This window comes from Georgenia sp. Z2081 (assembly GCF_055326445.1).
Genome location: NZ_JBUZNK010000001.1, coordinates 336,482 through 358,794, shown reverse-complemented (window position 1 = coordinate 358,794; position 22,313 = coordinate 336,482). Strand labels below are relative to the sequence as shown.

Sequence of the window (22,313 nt, the reverse complement as noted above, 5' to 3'; positions counted from 1 at the left end):
CGTGGTCAGGGCGTGACGCCCTGGTCGTGGTCTCCCGGGCTGCCCGGCCTTCCCGCGCAGTCCGTCGGGACGATCATGCCCCAGTGTGCTTGTGGTTCGCGTCCCCGCCCGAGGCCTCGATGTCCTCGGCCAGCTCGTCGACCACGAGCGCGGACCTGTCCACCCGACCGGTGCGGTAGCCGCCGCGCCCGGCCATGTGGGCGCTGATGGGCGCCGTGAGGAGCTGGAACGCGACGACGAGGACAAGCGTCCACCCGATCCGCGGGTCGCGCACCTCGAGAGCGACCCCCGCCATGAGCAGGGCGAGACCCAGCACCTGCGGCTTGGCCGCGGCGTGCATCCGGCTGAACAGGTCGGGGAAGCGCACGAGCGCGACCGCGGCGACGAGCACCAGCAGCGAGCCCGCGACCAGCAGGATCGCGGCGAGCACCGTCACGACGTCGGACCAGCTCATGACCGTCCCTCCCCGGTGCCGTCGTCCTCCGGGCCCGAGGTGTCCTCGCCCGTCACGCGCGGCGAGTCGGGACCGTGGACGGGCGCGTCGTCGTCGTCGAGCTCGCGCTCGCGCGCGATGACCTGGGCGAGCTCCTCCTTGGTGAGGATGCGGGCCTCGTCGGACTTCTCGACCGCGGTGAACCGCGCGATCGTCACCGTGGTGAGGAACCCGACGAGCGTGATGACCACGAGCATCGGCACGTACGCGGCGCTCCCGGTCCACGCGATGAGCAGCCCCACGAGCGCGACGACGGACGCGGTGACGACGTCCGTGGAGACCGCGCGGTCGAGCGTGGACGGCCCGCGCTCCAGGCGCACGAGCGCGGTGAAGACGGCGAGCACCACCACGGCGAGGCAGGCGTAGACGACGATCTCCATCACGCACCGCCCCCCGTCGTCGGGGACGGACCGACCTGGCCGGCCGCCGACTGGCCGTCCTCCGGCGGGGCCTCGGCCGCCGGGCCCTCGACGGACGGCGACGGCAGCCGCCCGGCGCGCCGGGACCAGCCCGGGCGGAAGCCGGCGTCGACGAGCTGGTCGTCGGTGGCGAAGGCCCGCAGGAGACGTTCCTCCTGGTCGAGGACGTCGGAGTGCGCACGCTCGAGACCGCCCGCGATGTCGACGTCGAGGATGTGCATGTAGAGCATCCCGGACAGGCGCATGGCCTCGACGACGAGCGAGCCGGGCACCAGCGAGCACATCCCGCCGGTGCCGGTGAGGATGAGGTCGGAGTGGGAGCGCAGCTGGACGCGGATGACGGCGCCGCGCGGGGGCCGGCCCCGCACCGTGAGCACGACGATCTGCCAGGAGGCACGCAGCACCTCCCACACGAACACCGCCACGAGCACGACGACGGCGAGCGGGCGCACGGTGGTCCGGCCCGTCGCGCGCGGCATGGGCATGAGGATCGTGACGAAGAGACCCAGCGCGAGGCCGGCCACGACGTTGCCGACGGACAGGTCGCCCCAGAGCAGCACCCAGACGACGGTCAGCCAGACGACGAGCTTCCACGACGTCGGGGCGAGGCGGGGCGGCGCACCGCGGGCGCCGCGACGGCGGCGGCCCCAGCGTGCGCGCGTGCCGGGCCGGCCCTCCCGGGCCGCGCGCCCGGCGGTGCGCGGGTCCGCGGGCGTCACCGCTCCGGCGCGGGAGTGTCCGAGGTCGTCGGTCACGGCACACCCTCCTCTCCGACGGGCTGGTCCTCGCTGGGCGTCTCGACCGGCATCTCCTCCGAGCGCTCGCCCCGCTCGGCGATCTCGTCGGAGATGCCGTCGCCCCGCTCGCCGCCGGGCAGCACGGCGGTGATGTAGGGCGTGCGCAGCATGAGGTCGCGGGCCGCGGTGTCCGCGTAGTCGACGATCGGGCCGGCGGCCACGGTCATGCCGAGCGACATGGCGATGACCGCGCCGGCCGACAGCGTCATCGTCGCGGGCGTGGACTGGCCCTCGAGCTCCTCCGGCGCCTCCTGCCAGAACGCCATGTTCCAGGCCTTGACGACGGCGTAGAGGGTGAGCAGCGAGGTGACCAGGCCGGCTCCGACGAGCGTCCACGACATCCACGACCCCTCGGTCGCAGCGGCCTGCATGAGCCCGACCTTCCCGAGGAACCCGCTGAACGGTGGGATCCCGGCGAGGTTGAGCGCGGGCACGAGGTACAGCACGGCCAGGAGCGGGGCGAGCCGGGCGAGGGACCCGAGCCGCACGAGCGACGTCGTGCCGCCGCGACGCTCGATGAGTCCCGCCACGAGGAACAGCCCGGTCTGCACGGTGATGTGGTGGGCGACGTAGAAGATGGCCGCCGAGAGCCCGTCGGTCGTCGCGGTGCCGATGCCCCAGATCATGTAGCCGACGTGGCTGATGAGGGTGAACGAGAGCAGTCGTTTGAGGTCGGCCTGCGCCACGGCGCCGAGGATGCCGACGATCATGGCCGCGGCCGCGACGACCAGGAGGACGGTGCTCATCCGGCTGTCGCCGAACAGGGTGACCTGGGAGCGGATGATCGCGTAGACGCCGACCTTGGTGAGCAGGCCCGCGAAGACGGCGGTCACCGGCGCGGGCGCCGTCGGGTAGGAGTCGGGCAGCCACGCGGACAGCGGGAACAGCGCCGCCTTGATGCCGAACGCGATGAGGAGGACGGCCTCGAGGACGACCGTCACGCTGGGATCGATCTCCGGCAGCCGCTGCGCGAGCTGGGCCATGTTGACGGTGCCCGCCGCCGCGTACACGTAGGCGATCCCGGCGAGGAAGATGAACGACGAGATGAAGGAGACGATGATGTAGACGGTGCCCGAGCGGATCCGGTCGCGCGTGCCGCCCAGCGTGATGAGGACGAAGCTCGCGACGAGCAGCATCTCGAACCCGACGTACAGGTTGAACAGGTCGCCCGCGAGGAAGGCGTTCGACACGCCCGCCGACAGGACGAGGAACGTCGGGTGGTAGATCGTCACCGGGGCGCCCTCGTCGCCGTCCGCGACGTTCTGGGCGAACGAGTACACGAGCACGGCGAGCGTGACCGCCACGGAGACCACGAGGAGCAGGGCCGACAGCCGGTCGGCCACCAGGACGATCCCGACCGGGGCCGACCAGCCGCCGATGTTGAGCACGATCGGGCCGGAGTCCACGGCCACGAGCAGCACGATGGCGACGGCGAGGACCGCGGCGAGCACGACCACCGAGATGATGCCCTGCGCGCGGCGGAACCTGGCGAGCACGAGCGAGGTGCCCGCGCCGAGGAGCGGGAGCAGGACGGGGACGGCGAGCAGCCAGCTCATGAGCGCCCCCCCTCGTCGTCGTGGTCCGCCGTGCGGTTGCGGCGGTCCTCGTCCGGGTGGCCGACCTGCTCGGTCGCGGTGGCCGAGTGCGGGACGCCCCGGGTGCCCACGCGCGTGGACCGGTGTCCCGGCGGCGGCGGGGCCTTGCTCGACCGTCGGTCGTCACCGGTGTCGGTCTCGTCGAACGTGGTGGCGGCCTCCTGCTCGAGGGTCGAGCCGGAGTCGTCGGTCGAGCGGGCATCGAGCTCGTCGCGGGCGGCGCGTCGGGCGATACGGCGGTCCTCCAGGTCGTCCTGCACCTCGTCGTGGCCGTTGAGCTGCCACGAGCGGTAGGCCAGCGCCAGGAGGAACGCGGTGATGCCGAGACTGATGACGATCGCGGTGAGGATCATCGCCTGCGGCAGCGGGTCGGACATGTCCTCGGGCTCGCTCGACCCGATGAGTGGCGGCTCGCCGGCCCGGCCGCCGGCCACGAGGATGAGCACGTTGATGCCGTGCGTGATGAGGCCCGCGCCGATGACGACGCGCGTGAGGGACCGCTCGAGCACGAGGTAGACGCCGGCGCCGACGAGGACGGCGACCACGAGGAGGAGGGCGAGGGAGGGGCTGACGTCGATCACGGGCTCCCCCGTCCCGGCGCTCCGTCGGGTCCGGTGCGCCGCGTCGGGGCTGCGGCGCCCTGCAGGTGGTCGGCCACGTCGTCCCGACGGTCGACGCCGACCACGCGGTCGTCCGACGCGCGGGCCGGGTCGTCGTGGGACAGGTCCGGGGCCTGCTCGCCCTCGAGCTCGCCGTGCCGGTCGACCTCGGCGCCGAGCGAGCGCAGGATGTCGAGCACGAGCCCGATGACGACGAGGTAGACGCCCACGTCGAAGATCAGGGTCGTGACGAGGTGGACGTCGCCGAACGGCCACAGGGTGAAGTCGAAGACCGCGCTCTGCAGGACCGTGCCGCCGAACAGCATGGGGGCGGTGGCCGCGAGGGTCATGGTCACCAGGCCGGCACCGAGCAGGTGGCCCGGGTGGAGCGGCACCGCCTCGGCGAGCTCGAACCGCCCGCCCGCGAGGTAGCGGACGATGAGCGCGATGCCTGCCGCGATGCCGCCGGCGAACCCGCCGCCCGGCGCGTTGTGCCCGGAGAAGAGGAGGAACAGCGAGTAGATGATGAGCGTGTGGAAGATCAGCCGCGCACCGATCTCGAACATCACCGAGCGGCGCACCGGGGCGAGCGTCGCGCTCGCGGCGAGCCAGCGCTGACCCCGCTGGGGGTCGCGCAGCGACGCGTTCGACGCGAGGCGCTTGCGCTGGCGGTCCTTGCGGACGGCTGCGGCCGGGTCCGGGAACTCCGCCCACACGCCCGGCGAACCCTTCTTCGGCTCGATGCGGCGCTCGACCCGCCCGAACCGGCCGCGCACGAACAGCAGCGAGGCGATGCCGGTGGCGGCCGCGACGATCACCGAGACCTCGCCGTACGTGTCCCAGGCACGGGCGTCCACGAGCGTGACGTTGACGATGTTGCGGCCGTAGCCGTACTCGTAGACCTCCGTGGGGAAGTCGACGGTGACGGGCGGGTGGATCCGGCCCCCGGTCATGAACAGCGCACCGACGGCGACGGTGGCGCCCACCGCGGTGCCGATGGCCAGGCGCGTCCACCTCGACGCGGCGAGCGGCCGGTTGGAGAAGTACGCGGGCAGGCGGCGGAGCACGAGGATGAGCACGACGAGAGTGACGGTCTCGACCACGGTCTGCGTGAGCGCGAGGTCCGGTGCCCCGTGGAGCACGAACAGCAGGGCGACCCCGTACCCGGCGACGCCGAGCAGGAGGACGGCCTTGAGCCGGCGTCGCGCACGCGCGGCGAGCACCGCGGACACGCACACGAGCAGGGCGACCGCCGCCTGGAGCGCGGAGTCCGCGACGCGGACGTCGGCCGGGGCGCCGCCGGGGACGAGCACGAGCGCGGAGAGCGCGCCGGCGGCGACAACGACGAAGATCGTCGAGAGGTAGGCGGGCAGCGATCCCCGCTGGGTCAGCGCGGTGACGTCCGCCGCGAAGTGGTCGAGCGCGACGAGCGAGCGCCGGTAGACGCCCTCGGCGCCGGCATGGTTGGGCAGGAGGTCCTGCGCGCGCTCGACCTGGCGGCGCAGCGTGAAGAGCGCGATGCCGGCCACGACCACGGCGACCGTGAGCAGGAACGCGGGAGTGACACCGGCCCACAGGACCAGATGCCCGGGCTCGCCCGGGTGCAGGTCCGCGTGCGGGGCGAGGAGCCGCTCGAGCCGTGCGGGGACGAGGCCGGCGACCAACGAGGCCGCGGCCAGGACGATCGGCGGCGCCATGATGAGCATCGACCGGTGCGGGACCTCGGTGCGCTCGACACCCTTCTTGGTCCCGAACGCCCCCCACCACAGGCGCAACCCGTAGGCGAGCGTGAGGACCGAACCGACGACGACGCCGACCAGGGTGACGACGTCGACCCACCCGGACCCGTGCACGAGTGCCTCGAGGGCGGCCTCCTTGCCCAGGTACCCGAGCGTGGGCGGCAGCCCCGCCATCGACGCCGTGGCGATCGCCATGACGACGGCAAGGACCGGCATCCGCCTGCCCAGCCCGGAGAGCGTGCGCAGGTCGCGGGAGCCGACCGTCCAGTCGATGATGCCCACCGAGAGGAACAGGCAGGACTTGAACAGGGCGTGGGCGAGCAGGAGGGTGAGGCCCGCGAGCGCGACGGCGCGCTGCCCGTGGCCGACGAGGGCGATGAGGAAGCCGAGCTGGGAGACCGTGCCGAAGGCGAGCACGAGCTTGAGGTCGTGCTGGCGCAACGCCCGGTACCCGCCGATCAGCAGGGTGCCGAGCCCGAAGCCGAGGACCATGATCTGCCAGGACGTCTCCCAGGCGAGTCCCGGTGCGAGGCGGGCGACGAGGTAGACGCCGGCCTTGACCATCGCCGCGGCGTGCAGGTACGCGGAGACCGGCGTCGGGGCGGCCATCGCGGCGGGCAGCCAGAAGTGGAACGGCACGAGCGCCGACTTGCTCAGGGCGCCCACGAGCACGAGGACGATCGCCGAGGTGAGGAGCGGGCCCTCGGCCAGGCGGCCCGCGGCGCCGGACTCGACCAGCCCGGACAGGCGGTACGAGCCGCCGTCCATCTCACCGAGGGCGATGAAGCCGGCGAGCATCGCGAGGCCGCCGAGCGTCGTGACGAGGATGGCCTGCACGGCCGAGCGTCGGGCGGACTGGCGGTCGAACGAGTGGCCGATGAGCAGGAACGAGAAGACCGTCGTCAGCTCCCAGAACACGTACAGCAGCAGCGTGCTGTCGGTCGTGACGAGGCCCAGCATGGCGCCGGCGAAGGCGACGAACACGCCGGCGAACCGGGGCAGCCCCGCGGCGGTCTTCGAGAAGTAGGCCGCGCAGAACGCGAGCACCAGGGCCCCGACACCGCCCACGACGATCGTCATGAGCCAGGCGAGGGCGTCCAGCCGGAAGTCGAGGTGCAGGTCGAACCCGGGGACCCAGCTGACGAACTGCGTGGGGGCGTCTCCGTCGAACACCTCGCGGGTGTGCCACAGGGCCCACACGGCGGCCGACGCCGGGGCGAGCGCGAGGAGCAGGAAGATGCGACGACCGAACCGCGAGACGAGAGGTGGAGCTGCGACGGCCACGACGGCGTGGAGAGTCAGCAGCTCGATCACGGGCTGTCTCCCATCCGGTCGCGGTCCGTCGTCCTCCCCGGCCTGTCGGGCGCACGACCGCACCAGGACGCGGGCGACGGCACTGGCCGGAGCTACCGGCCGACGGGGGTTGGTGCCAGTGTAAGCGGGCGAGGCGGTCCGCACGCCCGCCGTCCGGGTGGTAATGCTCTCGCCGGGGCCGGCATCGGCCCGGGACGGGGATGCGGGGCGACGCAGGAATCGGGGCCGGGGACGCGGGTGCGGGGCGACGGCGGCTAGGTTGACCGGGTGCAGCGCGGCGACCTCGACCGGACCCGACGCCGGACGCTCGCCACGCTCTCCCTGGCCCAGGTGCTCGGCAACCTCGGCGCGGGCGCCGCTCCGAGCATCGGCATCCTCCTCGCGAGCGCCGTCGTCCACTCCGAGACGTGGGCGGGCGTCGCCCGGTCCGCGACGACGATCGGCGCCGCCCTCGCCGCCGTCCCCCTGGGCACGCTCGCGCTGCGGTGGGGACGCCGGGGCGCGCTCGCCTCCGCCTACGGCGCCGCCGCGATCGGCGCCGGCCTGCTCGTGGTCGCCGCCGTCGCCTCGAGCACGGCGCTGCTGGTGCTCGGGATGATGCTCGTGGGGTGCGGCACCGCCGCGAACTTCCAGGTGCGCTTCGCCGCCGCCGACCTCGCCGACGCCGACCACCGCGGGCGCTCGATCGCGCTCGTCGTGTGGGTGGGGACGCTCGGCTCCGTGCTGGGGCCGAACCTCGGCCTGCCCGGCGAGGTGCTCGAGGAGCGCTGGGGACTGCCGGAGTACACAGGTGCGTTCGTCATCGGCGGCGCGCTCGTCGCGCTCGCCGGGGTCGCGCTCCTCGCCCTGCTCCGGCCCGACCCTCTCCTGCTCTCGATCCGGCTGCGCGCCGCCCGGGTCGACCGGAGCACGCGGGCGGCGCCTGCTCGCCCGGCCTTCCCGGGTGGGACGCTGCCGGAGGCGGCTTCCCCGGAAGGGACGCGGACGCAGGCTGCTCCCCCCACCTCCCCGGAGGGGACGACCGCCGAGCTGCCCGCGGAGCCTGCCCCGCCCGCGCGCCGGACGACGGTGCGGGCCGCGCTACGTCTCGTCGCCACCGTCCCGCGGGCCCGGTTCGCGCTGACGGCCCAGGTCCTCGCGCACCTCGTCATGGTCGCGATCATGACGATGACCCCCATCCACCTCGACCACCACGGGGCGGACGTCGGCGTCGTCGGGCTCGTCATCTCGGTGCACGTGCTCGGGATGTTCGGGCTCGCCCCGCTCGTCGGCCGAGCGTCGGACCGGCTCGGCCCGGTGCCGGTCATCGTCGCGGGCCAGCTCGTGCTCGGGGTCGGCGCGGTGATCGGCGCGGTGGCCGGGCCCTCCCGGCCGGTGGTCGGCGTCGCGCTGTTCCTCGTCGGCGTGGGCTGGTCGGTGGTGACCGTGCCCGCTGCGGCGATGCTCACCGGGGCGGTCTCCGCCGGTCAGCGACCCGTCGTCCAGGGAGCCGGCGACATGGCGATGAACGCCGTCGCCGCGGTCGGGGCCATCCTGTCCGGCCCGGTCGTGGCGCTCGCCGGCTTCCACACGCTGTGCCTGGCGACGCTCCCGTTCCTCGCGATCGTGCTCGTGCAGGCCGCCAGGCTGCGGCGGGCCTAGGCCGCGTAGTAGTCGTTCCCGCGCGAGAACTCGACGAAGGTCACGGCCGTGTCCCCCACGGTCCAGGCGTCGTGCCCGGGCGGAAGCAGCATGACGTCGCCCGCCGCGTAGTCCACCTCGGTCCCGTCGGCGTCGAGGACCCGGAGCACGCCTGCCGTCACGTAGGCGACGTGCGGGAGCTCGCACAGCTCGGTGCCCGCGTCGGGCTTCAGGTCCTCGGACCACCTCGCGCCGACATCGAACGTCACCTCGGTGACGGAGACGCCGTCGAGCTCGGCCGTGCGCTTCGAGATCCGGCCGTGCACGTCGGGGGAGACGTCGGCGAGCGTGGCCTTCTGCAGGAGTGGGCTGTACGTGCTCATGGGGATCCTCTTCCTCCACCGGTGTGCAACGGATATCGGTCCGTAGGATAGGAGGGGCCGAGCCGTGGCGACCGACCCCCCGCGGCCGCGTCTCAGTCGCCGGACTCGGCGCCGTCGGTCGAGCGGACGAAACCGTCGTCGTCGACCACGTGGCCACCGATGAGCCGGACGAGGTCCGCCGCGACACCGTCCACGACGCGGCGGCCCTCGCGCCTCGAGCGCCGTCCGGCGCGCGTCGGGTGGGTGCCGAGGACCTCGTACGGGCGCCCGGGGCGGAACCGCACCTCGTAGGTGAGGACCGGCCGGGAGCCGGGCACGGCGTCGGGGGTGGCGTCGTCGGAGTGCTCGGCGAGCGATCCACGGCCCGCCCCGCCCTGGCCCAGGACCGGCGGCTCGAGCGGCGGCACCGGGAGGGCGCCGTCGCCTCCTGTGGTCGCCCGAGGGCGGATCGCCGGGAGCTCGACGACGGGAGCCACCGTCGTCACCTCGATCGTCACCATGTCCCGCGCCCACTCCGGCCCGTCGCCCACCATCCGTCCGCCGACGGACGAGGAGCCGCCGCCCCAGATGTCGTCGGAGAGGATGACGACGTCGTCGAGGAACCGGTCGAGGAGGACCGCCAGCTCGGTGGCGCCGAGCTCGACCTCGCTGCGCACGAGACGGTCGACCACCGAGGCCGGGTCGGGGACCACGACGGCGCCGGTGCCGGTGACGCGGACCGCACCGCCGAGGCGCCGCGCGAGCGCCTGGACGTTCTCCAGAGCGCGCAGCTCGTCGCCCTGCGGGGTGCCGTCGGGGAACGCGTCCTCGAGCGGCGCGAGGCCCCTGAGCTCGGGCGGGGCGGGCTCGCCGCGGTCGGGCCGCACGCGCAGCACGAACGCGCAGGCCCCGGGCAGGTCGAGGTCGGCGGCCAGCTCCGGGGTCACCTCCCACGGGCCCGTGAGTACCGCGCCCGGGCCGAGGATGATCTCGTCGTCCCGGCGGGTGCGCAGGTCGGGGAGCCGCTCGACGAGCACGCCCGCGAGCGCGCTCGCACTGGTGTGCCGCTCGAGCACGAGCAGATGGTGGTTCGTCGCGACGGAGCGGTCGAGCCGACGGGTGCGCGGCCCGGAGGGGGCGGTCGACGTCGGCCCGCCGGGCACCTGTCCGGAGGCGTCCACCGCGCCCCCCGCGGCGTCCGAGGTCTCCGCCGGCCCCTCGGCCCGACGGTCGCGGCGCCGGCGACGCGGCGGCGCGGTGACGTCTCCGGGACCGCCTGGCGCCGGGGTCCCGTCCGCCTCGCGCGCACGCTCGAGCTCGCGTTCCGCCTCGCGGCGGGCCCGGCGGGTGGTCATGACACGTCGACGCGGTTGAACCGCAGGTGGGACCGGGACGCCGTCGGCCCGCGCTGACCCTGGTAGCGCGATCCGTCCGCGCCCTGCCCGTACGGCCGCTCGGCGGCGGACGTGAGGCGGAAGAAGCACAGCTGGCCGATCTTCATGCCCGGCCAGAGCCGGATCGGCATCGTCGCCGTGTTGGACAGCTCGAGCGTCACGTGCCCGGTGAAGCCGGGGTCGATGAACCCCGCCGTGGAGTGGGTGAGCAGGCCGAGCCGCCCGAGCGAGGACTTCCCCTCGAGACGGGCGGCGACGTCGTCGGGGAGGGTGACCTGCTCGAAGGTCGCGCCGAGGACGAACTCGCCGGGGTGCAGCACGAGGGGCTCGTCGGGGCCGACCTCGACGAGCCGCGTGAGGTCGGGCTGGTCGGCGGACGGGTCGATGACGTCGTAGCGGTGGTTGTCGAAGAGGCGGAACCGTCGGTCGAGCCGGACGTCGATGCTCGCGGGCTGCACGGCGGCCGGGTCGAACGGCTCGAGGCCCACGCGCCCTGCGTCGATCTGCGCGCGGATGTCGCGGTCGGAGAGCAGCACGGATCGATTGTGCCATCGCGGGGCGGCGGCGTCCGTCCCCGACCGAGGGCCCGCGCACGGGCCGGCGGGCCGGATGCCGGACGTCGGACGCCGACCCGGACCGCTAGGCCGCGGCGGCGGTCCCGCGGCCCACGACGCGACGCCACTGCTGCTGCGCGGGGCGCGAGCCCCGGTCGCGGACCATGACGCCCCGGCGGGCGAGCTGGCGGCGGAGAAGCTCGGCGTCGCCGTGCTGACCGTCCTGGACGGCGGCGGCCCGGGCGGCGAGCAGGCGGGCCGTCGCGTCGTCGAGCGCGTCGCCCTCGGTCCAGGTGCGGAAGTCGTCCTCGTGGGGGTCGTCGTCCTGCGGCTCGGGGTAGCCGTGCTCCACCAGCGCCCGGCGCAGCGGCTCCTCCGACAGCCGGAGCGGGAGCCGGGCGAGCTCGACCCCGCCGCGGCCGAGGACCACGAGGTCCTCGCCGAGGACGATCGTCCCGACGAGCGCGCGCGGCACGCAGACGCGGGCGTCGTCCCAGGTGATCGACAGCGAGCGGTCGGAGACCTCCGCGCGCATCGTCTCGCGCAGGGCGGCGGCCGCGACGACGGCGCCGAGCACGACGCCGAGCCCGACCCCCACGAGCAGGGCCACGGGCTCGCCGAGGCGGTCGCCGTAGCCGAGCACGCCGCCGAACGCCGTCAGGTGCGCGACGAGCTCGACGACGAGGGCCAGGAGCGCACCGACGACGGCGCCACCCAGGGGGAGCCCGACGGCGAGGGAGAGGCGGCGACCGGTGCGGGCCCGCACGCGCGTCGCGGCGGGCGGGCGGCGGGCGGACTCGTCGGCCGGCCCGGTCGTGGGGTCGATGGTGGTCACGTGGGCTCGCTCGGGCTCGGTCGGCTCCTGGGCGACCTTCGCCGGACGAGGCTGCAGCTGCGGGAGCCGGGGCGCACGGCGCCTGCTCCGGGTCCGCTCGTCGATGGTCATGACGCGCCCCCTCCGGTTCGACGGCGCGCGCGGGTGCCGCGTGGCGGCGGGCGGCGTCGAGGTCATAGCAGGAGCATGGCGCGGCAGGGCGCCGGAGGGCGTCCCTCTTGCGGGTAGAAGTGCCCGCCCGCGATCCGCCCGGAGGATGACGGGCCTCCACCCACGGGCGCACGCGTAGGTACGGGCGCGGGGCGGGGCTCGGGTCGGGGCTCGGGAGCCCCGACTAGCCGTGCTGTCCAGGCACCTCGGCGACGGCCTCCCGCAGGAGGGTCACCGCCCGGGGTCCCACGCCGTGGAGGTCGAGCAGGTCGTCGTCCGTCGTCTCGGCGATCTGCGCCAGCGTGGTGATCCCGGCGGCGGCGAGGGCGCGCGTGGCGGGCCGCCCGATGCTGCGCGGGAGGTCGCCGACCTCACCGGGCTCCGCCGTCGCGGCGCTCTCGGCGTCCGCGCTCACGCGCGCCGGGGCGCGGGAGGTCCAGGCGCGACGCACCCAGTGGTTGAGCGCCATGCCGTCGATGTCGGCGACCCGGACCCGTACGCCCGCTGGGGCGCCTTCCTCGTCGAGCGGTTCGGCCGTGGGGTACGAGCGGAGCACCTCGTCGGCGTCCGCCTGGTCCAGGTGCAGCACGGCCCAGGGGCCGTCGACCGCGGCGAACCGTTCGTCGTCGACCAGGAACGCGGCGTCGGCGCGCGTGCCGCGCTCCTCGACCTGCGGGAGCGCGAGTGCCGCCTTGCGGAGCTGGGCGCGGGTCGTCATGCACCCAGCCTGGCACGGGTGCCCGGGCGGGGACCGGCCCCGACCGGCCACGCGCCCCGGCGGCAGGGCGCGCGAGCCCGACCTCCGCCCGGGGAGGGGCCCGGGGAGGGGCCCGGGGAGGGGCCCGGGGACCGGACGGGCGCGCGCCGTCGGCGCCGCACCTCTACTGTGCCGTGACCCGTCCGCACGCCCCGAGAGGCCCACCGCCATGCCCGACGCACCGCAGGAGACCCCACGTCCGCGGAGCCGCACCGTCGCCGTCCTGGGCAGCAGCGGGGGGAACCTGAGGAGCCACGGTGGCGACGACCCCGCCCGGCTGCTGCGCGACGTCGCCCGCCAGCTCGACGCCGCCGGCCTCGCCGTCGGTCCGGTCCAGCTCGTGGCCGCGGCGACGTCGATGGACGGGATCTCGCCGTCCACCGCGGCCGAGCTGTGGAGCATGGTCGACGGCGAGCCCACCGTGCTGCGCGCGGGCACGCTCGAGGAGGTCAACGTGGAGGCCCGCGCCATGGACGAGCGGTCGGCCGCGCTCGTGAGCGGCGGGCACGTGGACGGCCTCGTGCTCATGAGCGCCGACCCGACCGACACCAACCGGCGCACGGTCGAGGCGGCGGTGGCGGCCGGCATCCCCGCCGCCGGGACGGGCGGCACCTCGATCGCGACGGCCCAGCGCCTCGGTCTCGACCTGGTCTCCGTGTCGGGGACCACCGGCACCACGAGCTCGACCCGTGCGGTGTCCTACGTGTCCGGCCTCGCCCGGCACTGGAAGGTGCCGTACCGACCCGCGCTGGGCGGGTCCGCCGGCGTGGCCGGCTCGAGCGCCGGCGCCTCGGGGCCGGCGTGGCGGCGCATCAGCCTGCGCGGGATCATGGTCGGCTCCATCCCCGCGTTCATCGCGCTGGCGCTCGTCCTCGCCGTCTCGAGGATCCCGGGCGCGGACGCGCTCACCCCGGTCTTCGACATGCTCATCGCGGCGCTGCCGATCGTGGTCGCCGCGGTTGCCGCGCGCCGGGTCAGCGGCCTGGACGAGGTCGGTCTCGTGACCGGGGCGATCGCCGGGATCCTCTCGGCGCCCGGCGGCATCCTCGGCGGGCTGGTCGGCGGGATCCTCGCCGGCCTCGCGGCGTCGTTCCTGCTGCGGTGGACGCTGGCCCGACGGTTCCCGGCGACCACCGCCAACATCACCACCGGCGCCGTCGCCGGCCTGCTGCCCGGTCTGCTCGTGTACTTCGCGCTCGCGCCGCTCACCCGGCTCCTCGGCGAGTGGGTGCAGCTGTCGATCGAGTGGGCCGTCGACGTCAACCCGCTGCTGGCCGGCGCGCTGGCCGGGGCCGTGATGTGGCCGGCCATCATCGCCGGCGTGTACCACTCGGTGATCCTGCCGCTGGTGCTGCTGGAGATGGGACAGAAGGGGCACAGCTTCTTCGGCGCCGTCGACATGGTGGCGCTGGTGATGGTCTCCCTCGGCATCACGCTGGCGAACGTCGTCCGCCCCAGGACCTCCGGCGAACGGGCCCTGGCCGGCTCGGGCGGCGCGGTCAACTTCTTCTTCGGCACCTTCGTCGAGGCGTCCTACCCGTTCATGTTCGGCGACCGGCGCGTCCTCGGCACCGCCCTGCTCGCCGCCACGGTCGGCGGCGGCATGGTGGGGCTGTTCGGGGTCGAGGCCACTGCGTACCTTCCCGCCGTGGCGGTGCCGTTCGTCGCCACCGACGCCCTCGGCATGGTGCTGGCGATGCTCACCTCGGCGACGATCGCGTTCACGCTCACGCTGCTGATCAACATCTCCGCGATCCGTGCGGCACGGGCCGGGGCCGGCGCAGACGCGGCCGTGGCCGGACCCACCCGGGCGGGATAGGCCGGGGCGGGCTCATCGAGGGCCGGAACCACGACGGCCCGCGACGGCGACCTGGTCCCTGGTCAGGCGGCGGCCGGTGAGGCTGTGCCGGTCAGCGACCCTGCCGGAGCGCCGCGAGCTCCTTCTCCAGCCTGCGCACCCGGCGCGCGTCCCGGACGAGCAGCACCGAGCCGAACAACGCCATCACGAGCAGACCGGCGATGGTCGCGAACAGCATCGCGATGCCGAGCGGCAGCTCGAAGCTCCAGCCCAGGAAGCTGAAGTCCGCCGGGACGTTGTTCTGCAGGATGAAGACCAGCACGAGCACGAGGATCACCGCGCCGAGGATGAGCGCGACCCACGTGCTGACGGCGATACCGGGGCGCTGGCGCGCGGGCATCTGGACCTGGGAGGAACCCGCCCCGGGTCGCGGACCGGTCGAGGTGGTCGCGGGCGGCCGCGCCGTCGTCCCGGGCGGGTGCTCCCGGTCGCCGGGCACGTACTCGCCGTGGCTCTCCGCCGACCGACCGTCGTCGACGGGCCACCCGGCGGCCGTGGGCTCGCCGGCGGAGGGGTCGGGTGCGCGGTTCATTCTGACGCCTTCCGTAATGACGAGGATGTTCGGAGCCACAGCGTAGACACGCATGCCCGTCGGTGCGCGGCGAGACGCGTCCACGCGGCGCGACCTCGTACAGCGTGGCGACCCCCGCACCTCGCGTTCCACTACGCTCCTTCGGGCGGCAACGACGGCCGCCACCACGGCCTGGGGGCAACGATGCGCACACGGACCCGACTCGCCACCGTCCTGCTGGGCTCCGGCCTGGTGATCTCGGCGTGCTCGGACGACGGCTCCGAGCCCGACGGCCCGGAACCCGCTGCCGAGTCCGACGGGGCGCAGGTCGGTTCCGACGACCAGGCTGACGGCCTCGCCGACGACGAGCACGAGGACCACGGCTCGCACGACCATGGGTCGGCCGACGCGCACGGCGCGCACGAGGGGCACGGTGACGACGCCGACCCCGACGCGGAACCGGTGGACGAGGGGCCGGTGGTCGCACGCATCCTCGGCACCTCGACGGGCGAGTACGTCGAGCTCGCGGAGGGACTCGGCAGCCCGACCAACACGCTCGTCGTCGAGGGCACGGCCACCATGGTGATGACCGAGTCCGGCACGGAGATCACCACGGAGGCGAACGGGTTGCTCTCCGGCGAGGCGCATCCGGCCCATCTGCACGACGGATCGTGCGCGGACTTCGGCGGGCACTACGGCGACGACCCCACCGGTCCCATGTCTCCGCCCAACGAGATCTGGTTGTCCTCCACGGGCGACCCGGAGGGGTCGCTCGAACCCAGCCCGACGGGATTCGCGACCGGAGAGGGGGGCGCGGACTGGCTCCCGCGCGTCCAGCCCCTGTCGATGATGATCCACGACTTCGAGGCGCCCGGACTTCCCATCGCCTGTGCGCCCCTCTCGGCGTTCGACGCGCCGGCAAGCGTCGTGCTCGAGGCCGACCAGGACGACGTCGACTCGATCGAGTACTCCCTCGACGGTGGCGAGTGGCAGCCCTATGCGGACGCGATCGTCCTCGACGAGCCCGGCTCGCACACCGTGTCCTACGCGGGCGTCGACAGCGCGGGCGAGCGCGGTGAGCCCGCGGAGATCACCGTCGAGGTCGTCGACGCCGGGTAGCCCTGCGCGCGGGGCGTCCCGCGGCAGGCACCAGGCCCCGTCGACCGGGGCGCGTCGGTGCCGGGCCGCCCGCACCCACGGGCTCCAGCCACGGCCACCGACGACGAACGGCTGAACCCCCGACACCGGGGATCCAGCCGTTCACGACGTCCTGGGACATCACATCCGAGCGGGTGACGGGAATCGAACCCGCGCTGTCAGCTTGGGAAGCTGAAGTTCTACCATTGAACTACACCCGCGTCGCGCCTGAGCGCCCGACCACTGTACCCGTCCCGCGCCCCTGGGTGCGTCACGTGCGCCGGACTGTGACCCTCACCCCTGGGTACGTCACGCCCGCCGGACTGTGAGCAGACCCTCGGGGTGGGCCGGGTAACCTCGGGGGCGCCCTGGTCCGGGCGGGAGACGAGCGACGGGAGGACCGTGAGCGACCTCGTCGACGACTACCGTGCCCGAGCCACCGCCCACGACGAGATGCTCGGTTCCCACCCCGACCACCGCCGGGCGTGGACGAAGATCCTCACCCGCCCCTTCGGCGCCGACCCCGCCACACTGACGGCCGTCGCCGACGAGGTCGTCGACCTCCTCCAGGACCAGTCGGTCACCTACGGGGAGCCGGACAGCACGGACGGCTGGAACCTCGACCCCGTGCCCGTCCTCGTCGACGACGACGGCTGGCAGCCCCTGGAGTCCGGCCTCGCCCAACGTGCCCACCTGCTCGACCTCGTCCTGGACGACATCTACGGCGAGCGCCGCCTGCTCACGTCCGGCGCGATCCCGCCCGAGGTCGTGCTCGCCCACCCCCGGTACTCCCGCCACGCGCTGGGTCTCCCCCTGCACGGGGAGCACCGCCTGTTCCACCTGGCCGTCGACGTGGCACGCAACGCCGACCGCACGTGGACCGTCCTCATGGACCGCACGGGCACACCGGCCGGCGCCGGGTACGCGATGGCGGACCGCCGCGTCGTGTCCGAGGTGCTCTCCGGCGTGTACCGGCGCTCCCGCGTCCGCCGCGTCGGCCCGTACTTCCAGACGCTGCTCCGGTCCCTGCAGGAGGCCGCGCCCGCGGGCGCCGGCGACGAGCCGCACGTCGCGGTCCTCTCCCCCGGCCCCGAGCACCCCACCTACTTCGACCAGGCCTACCTCGCAGGGATGCTCGGCCTCCAGCTCGTGCACGGCTCCGACCTGCGGGTCGACGGCGGCCGGCTGACGATGCGCTCGCTCGGCAGCGAGGAGCAGGTCGACGTCCTGCTGCGCCACGTGCCGGCCGCCGACGTCGACCCCCTCGAGATCCGGTCCTCGGCCGGGGCGGGCACACCGGGCCTGCTGCACGCCCTGCGGTCGGGCTCGGTCGCGGTCCTCAACCCGATCGGCTCCGGCGTGCTCGAGTCGCCCGCCGTGCGGGCGCACCTGCCGCGCGCGGCCCGGTACCTCGGCCTCGGGGACCTCGAGCTCCCCACGGCCGTGACCTACTGGTGCGGCGACCGGTCGATGTGCAACCACGTCATCGCCAACCTCCACCGGCTCGTCGTCCGTCCCGTGGCCGGGCCCGAGCGCGCGGTGCGGGGCTGGGAGCTCACCGTCGCCGAGCGGGCGGCACTCGCGGCGCGCATCTCGCAGCGGCCGGGCTGGTGGGTGGGCGAGGAGCCGGTCGACGCCTCGACGACGCCGACCGTCGACGCCGGCACGCTGAACCCGCGCGCCACGTCGCTGCGTCTGTTCGCCGTCGTCGACGGCGCGGACTACCAGGTGATGTCCGGCGCGGTCGGGACGTCCGCCGCCGACGACCGGTCCACCCCGCTCGGCGGCTCGCTCGACGGACGCGCCAAGGACGTCTGGGTCATCACCCACCGCCCGCAGCCGGTGACGGCCTCGGGGGCCGCCGGGCTGGACGCCCTGCCGGGCCGGTTCCCCGACACGGCGGTCTCGCCGCGCGCGGCCGAGGACCTGTTCTGGCTCGGCCGGTACACCGAGCGCGCCGAGGCGACGGTGCGGATGCTGGCGGTCGCCACCGACCGCTGGGACGACTTCCGCTCCCGCCCGGACGACGAGCCGGGGACCGCGATCGGGCCGGACGAGGCGGACGCGCAGGACGAGACAACCAACCACGACGAGCCGGCCGGCCCCGGCGGGTCCGGCCACGACGCCCTCGACGTCCTCGTGCGCGCGCTGGGACTCACTCCGGACGACCCCGCGTTCGGGGCGCTCGTCACGGACCGGTCGCTCGCGGGCTCGGTCGCCTGGTGCGTGCAGCGCATCCAGCGCGACGCGCGCGGGGTGCGCGACAACCTTCCGCCCGAGGTCCTCACGGTGATCGCCAGCCTGGAGCGGGTGATCGGGCGCGAGCGCCGCAGGGCCACCGACGAGCTCACGGGCGTGCAGTCGACGCTCTCGCGCCTGCTCGAGTCGCTCATGGCCCTGCACGGGATCTTCACCGAGTCCCTCGTGCGGGACATCGGTTGGCGCCTGCTGGACGTGGGTCGGCGTCTCGAGCGCGCCCAGGGCGTGGTCCGGGCGCTCGAGCCGTTCAGCCGACGACGGGCGGCGGGCGCCGAGGAGCTCGTCCTGGAGTCGGTGCTCACCGCCCACGACTCGGTCATCACGTTCCGCCGCCGCTACCCGGCCGGCGGGCTCGGCGCCGCGCTCGAGCTGCTCCTGCTCGACGAGGCCAACCCGCGCGCGCTCGCGTTCCAGGTCGCCGCCCTCCAGCAGCACCTCGAGCAGCTGCCGGCCCTGGCCCGCACGACCGGTCAGCGCGACGAGCTGCTCGCCCAGGTCCGCGAGCTGCTCGCCGAGCTGCGCACCGAGCGTGCGGAGGAGGTGCGGGACGACGGCACCCGCACGCACCTGGAGGAGATCCTCACGTCGATCTCGTGGCGGCTGCGTGAGCTGACCGGCGAGATCACCGCCGTGCACTTCCGGCGCACGCCGGCCTCGCGCTGGACCGAGGGGCGGTGGGAGCAGTGACCGTGCCGACCACGTCGTACTACCGGCTCGAGCACCGGACGACCTACACGTACGAGACGACCGTGACGAGCAGCTACGGGCGGGCGCTCATCCTGCCCCGGCAGGTGGGCGGGCAGCACGTGCACGCCACGTCCCTGACCGTCACGCCGGAGCCCGGCGAGATCGCCGAGCACCTCGACGTCCACGGCAACCGGGTGACGTACTTCCACGTCACGAGCGACCACACCGAGCTCGAGGTCGTCGCCCGGTCGCTGCTGACGATCGACCGCCGCAGCGACCCGGCGCGGCTGCCTCACGTGGCGTGGGAGGAGTCCGCGGCCCAGGTCGCCGTCATGCGGGCCACCGGGCAGGCGGAGCACGGCGAGGGGGCGAGCTCGGTGATGTCGATCGTCGACCACAGCCTGCCGTCCGAGCACGCGAGCCCGGGCGAGTCCGTCCTCGCCTACGCGGCGGAGTCGTTCGCCCCGGACCGGCCGGTCGTCGCCGCGGCCTGGGACCTGTGCCACCGCATCTTCACCGACCTGGAGTACGCGCCGGGCACCACCACGGTGCGCACCACGCTGGAGGAGATCCTCGAGCGTCGCCGGGGCGTGTGCCAGGACTATGCGCACCTCATGGTGGCCGCGCTGCGCGCGGTCGGGCAGTCGGCCCGCTACGTGTCCGGGTACATCGAGACGCGGCCGCCGCCCGGACGGGAGAAACTGCGCGGGGTCGACGCCACCCACGCCTGGGTGGCCGTGTGGGTCCCCGGCGGCGGGTGGGTCCACCTCGACCCCACGAACGACCAGTTCGTCGACTCGCGCTACGTCGTCCTCGGGTGGGGCCGCGACTTCCGGGACGTCTCGCCGCTGTCCGGCATCGTCTACCGGGACGAGGGCTCTTCCACCCTCGACGTCGGGGTCGACCTGTGGCCGGTCGACCAGGCCGAGCTGACCGATCTCGTCGCCCGGGCCGAGCGGGGTGAGCAGTGGTGAGCCCGCGCCTCGTCGTCGCCGCCGCGATCGTCGACGACGACGGCGGACACCCCCTCGTGCTGTGCGCCCGCCGCTCGGCGCCCGAGCACCTCGCCGGCCGCTGGGAGCTGCCCGGCGGCAAGGTCGAGCACGGCGAGGAGCCCGCGGAGGCCCTGCACCGCGAGCTCGCCGAGGAGCTGGGCGTGAGCGTCGAGCTCGGCGAGCTGCTGCCCGGGCCGGAGTCGGGCGACTGGCCGATCGTCGAGGGGATGGTCATGCGCGTGTGGTGGGCCGGGCTGACCGCCGGCACACCGGCGCCGCTCGAGGACCACGACGAGCTGGCATGGGTCGGCCCGGCGGGCCTGCAGGACCTCGACTGGCTCGACGGCGACGTGCCGATCGCAGCCGCCATGCGCGCCCGGCTCGGCCGGACCCCTCCTGCTGCCGCCCCTGCTACTGCTGCCGCTCGTCGGGACGGTTGGTCATGAGGTCGACGCACGAGAGGGTGGCGCCGGGGAACCGGTCGCCGCACGAGCTACCGAACCGCTCGTAGTCGCTGCGCATCGGCGACTCGACGAACAGCTCGTCGCAGGCCGGGCCGTCGCCCGCCGCGCACTCGTCCCACAGCCGGTCCAGCGGCAGCCAGTCCCCGTACTCCGCGGGGCGGCGCGGTCCGACGAGCACGGCGGCGATGATCGTCATGACGAGGACGAGCACCAGGCACACCGCGGCGACGATCACGGTCGTCCGGCGGCGCCGCGACCTGGCGGCGTCGGCGTCGTCGTCGGCGCGTGCCCCGGTGGCGTCGAGGGACGGCGTCCCGTGCGCACCGTCGCCGACGTGCACCGCGGCCGCGCCGGCAGTGGCCGGCGTGCCGGGTCGTGCGTCGTCGTCGCGCAAGGCGGCCCCCTCTCCGCGGATCAACCTACCGGTCCCGTCGGGCCCACCGCCCGGGTCGTTCGATCAGACAGATTCCCCGTATGCGTCAGAACATGGCATCATCGCTCCATGCCTCGGATCATCGGCGGCTCGCTCGCGGAGCACCGCGACCTCACGCGCCGCGCCCTGTTCGCCTCGCTCGACCGCCTCATGCGCGAGCGCGGCTTCGACGCGCTCTCGCTCGCGGAGATCGCGGCGGACGCCGGCGTCGGCCGCACCTCCGTCTACAACCACTTCGCGGACAAGGAGGCGCTGCTGCTGGGCTTCATCGAGCAGGAGACCGCCGACTTCACCGAGGCGCTCACCGCGCGACTGGCCGCGATCGACGACCCCGTCGAGCAGCTGCGGACCTACGTCCGCGACCAGCTCCAGCTCGACCGCTCCTACCACTCGGCCCCCGGGCCGGCGCTCAAGGAGATCATCTCGCGCGACGCCGCCGAGAACCTCCGCGCCCACGTCGGTCGGGTCGAGCTCCTCCTGCGGGAGATCCTCGCCCAGGCGCGCGCGGAGGAGCTCATCGGCGAGAGCGACTTCGACGTCACCGTCCAGCTCGTCCACGCCTGCCTGTCCGGTCGCCGCCTGCCCACGGACGAGGCCGAGCGCGAGGACTTCATCACCGCCACCCAGGAGTTCGTCCTGCGGGCCGTCGGCGTGCGGATACCGGCCGCGCCGGCGTTCGCCTAGATCGACGCGCGAGGAGCTCGAGGCAGTAGTACCGCTTGCGGTACCGTTGGTGCATGGCGATGAACCTGCGGCTCACGGACGAGGACACAGAAGCCCTGCGCGCCTATGCCGCCGAGCACAACACGTCGATGCAGCAGGCAGCCGTCGACGGGATCCGGCAGATGCTCCACGGTGAGCACCGCGCTCGGTTCATCCGGCACATCCTCGACGAGGACCGCGAGCTGTTGCACCGTCTCGCACAGTGACCTACTTCCTCACCCTGGAGGACGTCACCGAGCTCGGCATCGCGATGATGGCCGAGGAAGGTGCAGACCTTCTGATCACGGACGCCGGCCTGCTCGACTCCGCGTTGATGCGACCGCGGGCCAGCGCATTCGGTGAACCGGCCTACCCGACACTGTCGGCCCAGGCAGCGGCACTGATGCAGTCGCTGGTCCGGAATCACGCCCTCGTGGACGGCAACAAGCGCATGGCGTGGGCGGCGACCAAGCTGTTCCTGCGGTTCAACGACGTCGCGCTGCGCGCACCGTCCACGGAGTCCGGCGAACAGCTCCTCCTCGACATCATCGCGGGCGAGCTCGCACTACCGGACATCGCCGAGCGACTCGCCATCTGGTCGAGCCCGGTACCGCCCCCGCAGACCTCGGCGGACTGAGG

Annotated in this window: 22 protein-coding genes and 1 tRNA gene; 9 read left to right on the top strand and 14 right to left on the bottom strand. The window is 74.3% G+C overall.

Features of this window, described 5'->3' with window-relative positions:
- Positions 1-73: 73 nt before the first annotated feature.
- Genes mnhG through ACZLKG_RS01665 form a run of 6 tightly spaced genes read right to left on the bottom strand, consistent with a single transcriptional unit; the run spans position 74 to position 6,956 of the window.
- Complete coding sequence (gene mnhG, locus ACZLKG_RS01690; RefSeq protein WP_425707469.1) at positions 74-454, bottom strand: monovalent cation/H(+) antiporter subunit G; 381 nt, start codon at positions 452-454, stop codon at positions 74-76.
- Positions 451-873, bottom strand: a complete 423-nt coding sequence (locus ACZLKG_RS01685) for an MrpF/PhaF family protein (protein ID WP_425707468.1) — start codon at positions 871-873, stop codon at positions 451-453. Before ACZLKG_RS01685 ends, mnhG begins: the two co-directional genes overlap by 4 nt.
- Positions 873-1,667 carry a Na+/H+ antiporter subunit E gene (locus tag ACZLKG_RS01680; RefSeq protein WP_463647704.1) on the bottom strand — a complete coding sequence of 265 codons (795 nt, stop codon included), beginning with the start codon at positions 1,665-1,667 and terminating at the stop codon, positions 873-875. Before ACZLKG_RS01680 ends, ACZLKG_RS01685 begins: the two co-directional genes overlap by 1 nt.
- Entirely contained in the window at positions 1,664-3,265 is a 1,602-nt protein-coding gene (locus ACZLKG_RS01675) for a Na+/H+ antiporter subunit D (protein ID WP_463647703.1), read from the bottom strand. Before ACZLKG_RS01675 ends, ACZLKG_RS01680 begins: the two co-directional genes overlap by 4 nt.
- Positions 3,262-3,885 carry a Na(+)/H(+) antiporter subunit C gene (locus ACZLKG_RS01670; protein ID WP_463647702.1) on the bottom strand — a complete coding sequence of 208 codons (624 nt, stop codon included), beginning with the start codon at positions 3,883-3,885 and terminating at the stop codon, positions 3,262-3,264. Before ACZLKG_RS01670 ends, ACZLKG_RS01675 begins: the two co-directional genes overlap by 4 nt.
- Complete coding sequence (locus ACZLKG_RS01665; protein ID WP_463647701.1) at positions 3,882-6,956, bottom strand: Na+/H+ antiporter subunit A; 3,075 nt, start codon at positions 6,954-6,956, stop codon at positions 3,882-3,884. Before ACZLKG_RS01665 ends, ACZLKG_RS01670 begins: the two co-directional genes overlap by 4 nt.
- Positions 6,957-7,223: 267 nt before the next feature.
- On the opposite strand from ACZLKG_RS01665, the gene ACZLKG_RS01660 reads away from it, so the two are divergent.
- Positions 7,224-8,597, top strand: coding sequence for an MFS transporter (locus tag ACZLKG_RS01660; RefSeq protein ID WP_463647700.1), 1,374 nt, complete (start codon positions 7,224-7,226; stop codon positions 8,595-8,597).
- Here the strand turns inward: ACZLKG_RS01660 and ACZLKG_RS01655 are convergent.
- From ACZLKG_RS01655 to ACZLKG_RS01635, 5 genes are all read right to left on the bottom strand, one after another.
- On the bottom strand, positions 8,594-8,959 hold the full coding sequence (locus ACZLKG_RS01655; protein ID WP_463647699.1) for a cupin domain-containing protein: 366 nt from the start codon (positions 8,957-8,959) through the stop codon (positions 8,594-8,596). The genes ACZLKG_RS01660 and ACZLKG_RS01655 overlap by 4 nt on opposite strands.
- A 92-nt stretch (positions 8,960-9,051) precedes the next feature.
- Positions 9,052-10,293 (bottom strand): hypothetical protein, encoded by a 1,242-nt coding sequence (locus tag ACZLKG_RS01650; RefSeq protein ID WP_463647698.1) that lies wholly within the window; start codon positions 10,291-10,293, stop codon positions 9,052-9,054.
- Entirely contained in the window at positions 10,290-10,868 is a 579-nt protein-coding gene (dcd, locus tag ACZLKG_RS01645; RefSeq protein WP_425707460.1) for a dCTP deaminase, read from the bottom strand. The genes ACZLKG_RS01650 and dcd overlap by 4 nt, the downstream gene beginning before the upstream one ends.
- Positions 10,869-10,971: 103 nt before the next feature.
- Positions 10,972-11,898: a YqeB family protein gene (locus ACZLKG_RS01640; RefSeq protein WP_425707459.1), complete on the bottom strand. Its 927-nt coding sequence runs from the start codon at positions 11,896-11,898 to the stop codon at positions 10,972-10,974.
- 157 nt (positions 11,899-12,055) lie between these two features.
- Positions 12,056-12,589 carry a hypothetical protein gene (locus tag ACZLKG_RS01635; protein ID WP_425707458.1) on the bottom strand — a complete coding sequence of 178 codons (534 nt, stop codon included), beginning with the start codon at positions 12,587-12,589 and terminating at the stop codon, positions 12,056-12,058.
- Positions 12,590-12,797: 208 nt separating this feature from the next.
- Between ACZLKG_RS01635 and ACZLKG_RS01630 the strand changes: the two genes are divergently transcribed.
- Positions 12,798-14,447, top strand: a complete 1,650-nt coding sequence (locus tag ACZLKG_RS01630; protein ID WP_425707457.1) for a hypothetical protein — start codon at positions 12,798-12,800, stop codon at positions 14,445-14,447.
- Positions 14,448-14,538: 91 nt separating this feature from the next.
- Here the strand turns inward: ACZLKG_RS01630 and ACZLKG_RS01625 are convergent, their stop codons facing one another.
- Positions 14,539-15,018, bottom strand: coding sequence for a LapA family protein (locus ACZLKG_RS01625; RefSeq protein ID WP_425707456.1), 480 nt, complete (start codon positions 15,016-15,018; stop codon positions 14,539-14,541).
- A gap of 183 nt (positions 15,019-15,201) precedes the next feature.
- On the opposite strand from ACZLKG_RS01625, the gene ACZLKG_RS01620 reads away from it, so the two are divergent.
- Positions 15,202-16,116, top strand: coding sequence for an OmpL47-type beta-barrel domain-containing protein (locus tag ACZLKG_RS01620; RefSeq protein WP_425707455.1), 915 nt, complete (start codon positions 15,202-15,204; stop codon positions 16,114-16,116).
- 168 nt (positions 16,117-16,284) lie between these two features.
- Here ACZLKG_RS01620 and ACZLKG_RS01615 read toward each other — a convergent pair.
- A tRNA-Gly gene (locus ACZLKG_RS01615) sits at positions 16,285-16,355 on the bottom strand.
- Positions 16,356-16,536: 181 nt separating this feature from the next.
- On the opposite strand from ACZLKG_RS01615, the gene ACZLKG_RS01610 reads away from it, so the two are divergent.
- Genes ACZLKG_RS01610 through ACZLKG_RS01600 form a run of 3 tightly spaced genes read left to right on the top strand, consistent with a single transcriptional unit; the run spans position 16,537 to position 20,521 of the window.
- On the top strand, positions 16,537-19,080 hold the full coding sequence (locus ACZLKG_RS01610; protein ID WP_463647697.1) for a circularly permuted type 2 ATP-grasp protein: 2,544 nt from the start codon (positions 16,537-16,539) through the stop codon (positions 19,078-19,080).
- Between the two features lie 2 nt (positions 19,081-19,082).
- Positions 19,083-20,054, top strand: coding sequence for a transglutaminase family protein (locus ACZLKG_RS01605; protein WP_463647696.1), 972 nt, complete (start codon positions 19,083-19,085; stop codon positions 20,052-20,054).
- On the top strand, positions 20,051-20,521 hold the full coding sequence (locus tag ACZLKG_RS01600) for a (deoxy)nucleoside triphosphate pyrophosphohydrolase (protein WP_425707452.1): 471 nt from the start codon (positions 20,051-20,053) through the stop codon (positions 20,519-20,521). The genes ACZLKG_RS01605 and ACZLKG_RS01600 overlap by 4 nt, the downstream gene beginning before the upstream one ends.
- On the opposite strand, the gene ACZLKG_RS01595 is transcribed toward ACZLKG_RS01600, so the two are convergent.
- Positions 20,487-20,933, bottom strand: coding sequence for a hypothetical protein (locus ACZLKG_RS01595; protein WP_463647695.1), 447 nt, complete (start codon positions 20,931-20,933; stop codon positions 20,487-20,489). The two genes, ACZLKG_RS01600 and ACZLKG_RS01595, sit on opposite strands and share 35 nt — an antisense overlap.
- Before the next feature lie 108 nt (positions 20,934-21,041).
- On the opposite strand from ACZLKG_RS01595, the gene ACZLKG_RS01590 reads away from it, so the two are divergent.
- The 3 genes from ACZLKG_RS01590 to ACZLKG_RS01580 are packed head-to-tail and all read left to right on the top strand — an operon-like array spanning position 21,042 to position 22,311.
- Complete coding sequence (locus tag ACZLKG_RS01590) at positions 21,042-21,656, top strand: TetR/AcrR family transcriptional regulator (protein WP_463647694.1); 615 nt, start codon at positions 21,042-21,044, stop codon at positions 21,654-21,656.
- Positions 21,657-21,709: 53 nt separating this feature from the next.
- The gene (locus tag ACZLKG_RS01585; protein WP_463647693.1) at positions 21,710-21,901 is read left to right on the top strand and encodes a DNA-binding protein; all 192 of its coding nucleotides are present in this window, start codon (positions 21,710-21,712) and stop codon (positions 21,899-21,901) included.
- Entirely contained in the window at positions 21,898-22,311 is a 414-nt protein-coding gene (locus ACZLKG_RS01580; protein ID WP_463647692.1) for a type II toxin-antitoxin system death-on-curing family toxin, read from the top strand. The genes ACZLKG_RS01585 and ACZLKG_RS01580 overlap by 4 nt, the downstream gene beginning before the upstream one ends.
- Positions 22,312-22,313: the final 2 nt, after the last annotated feature.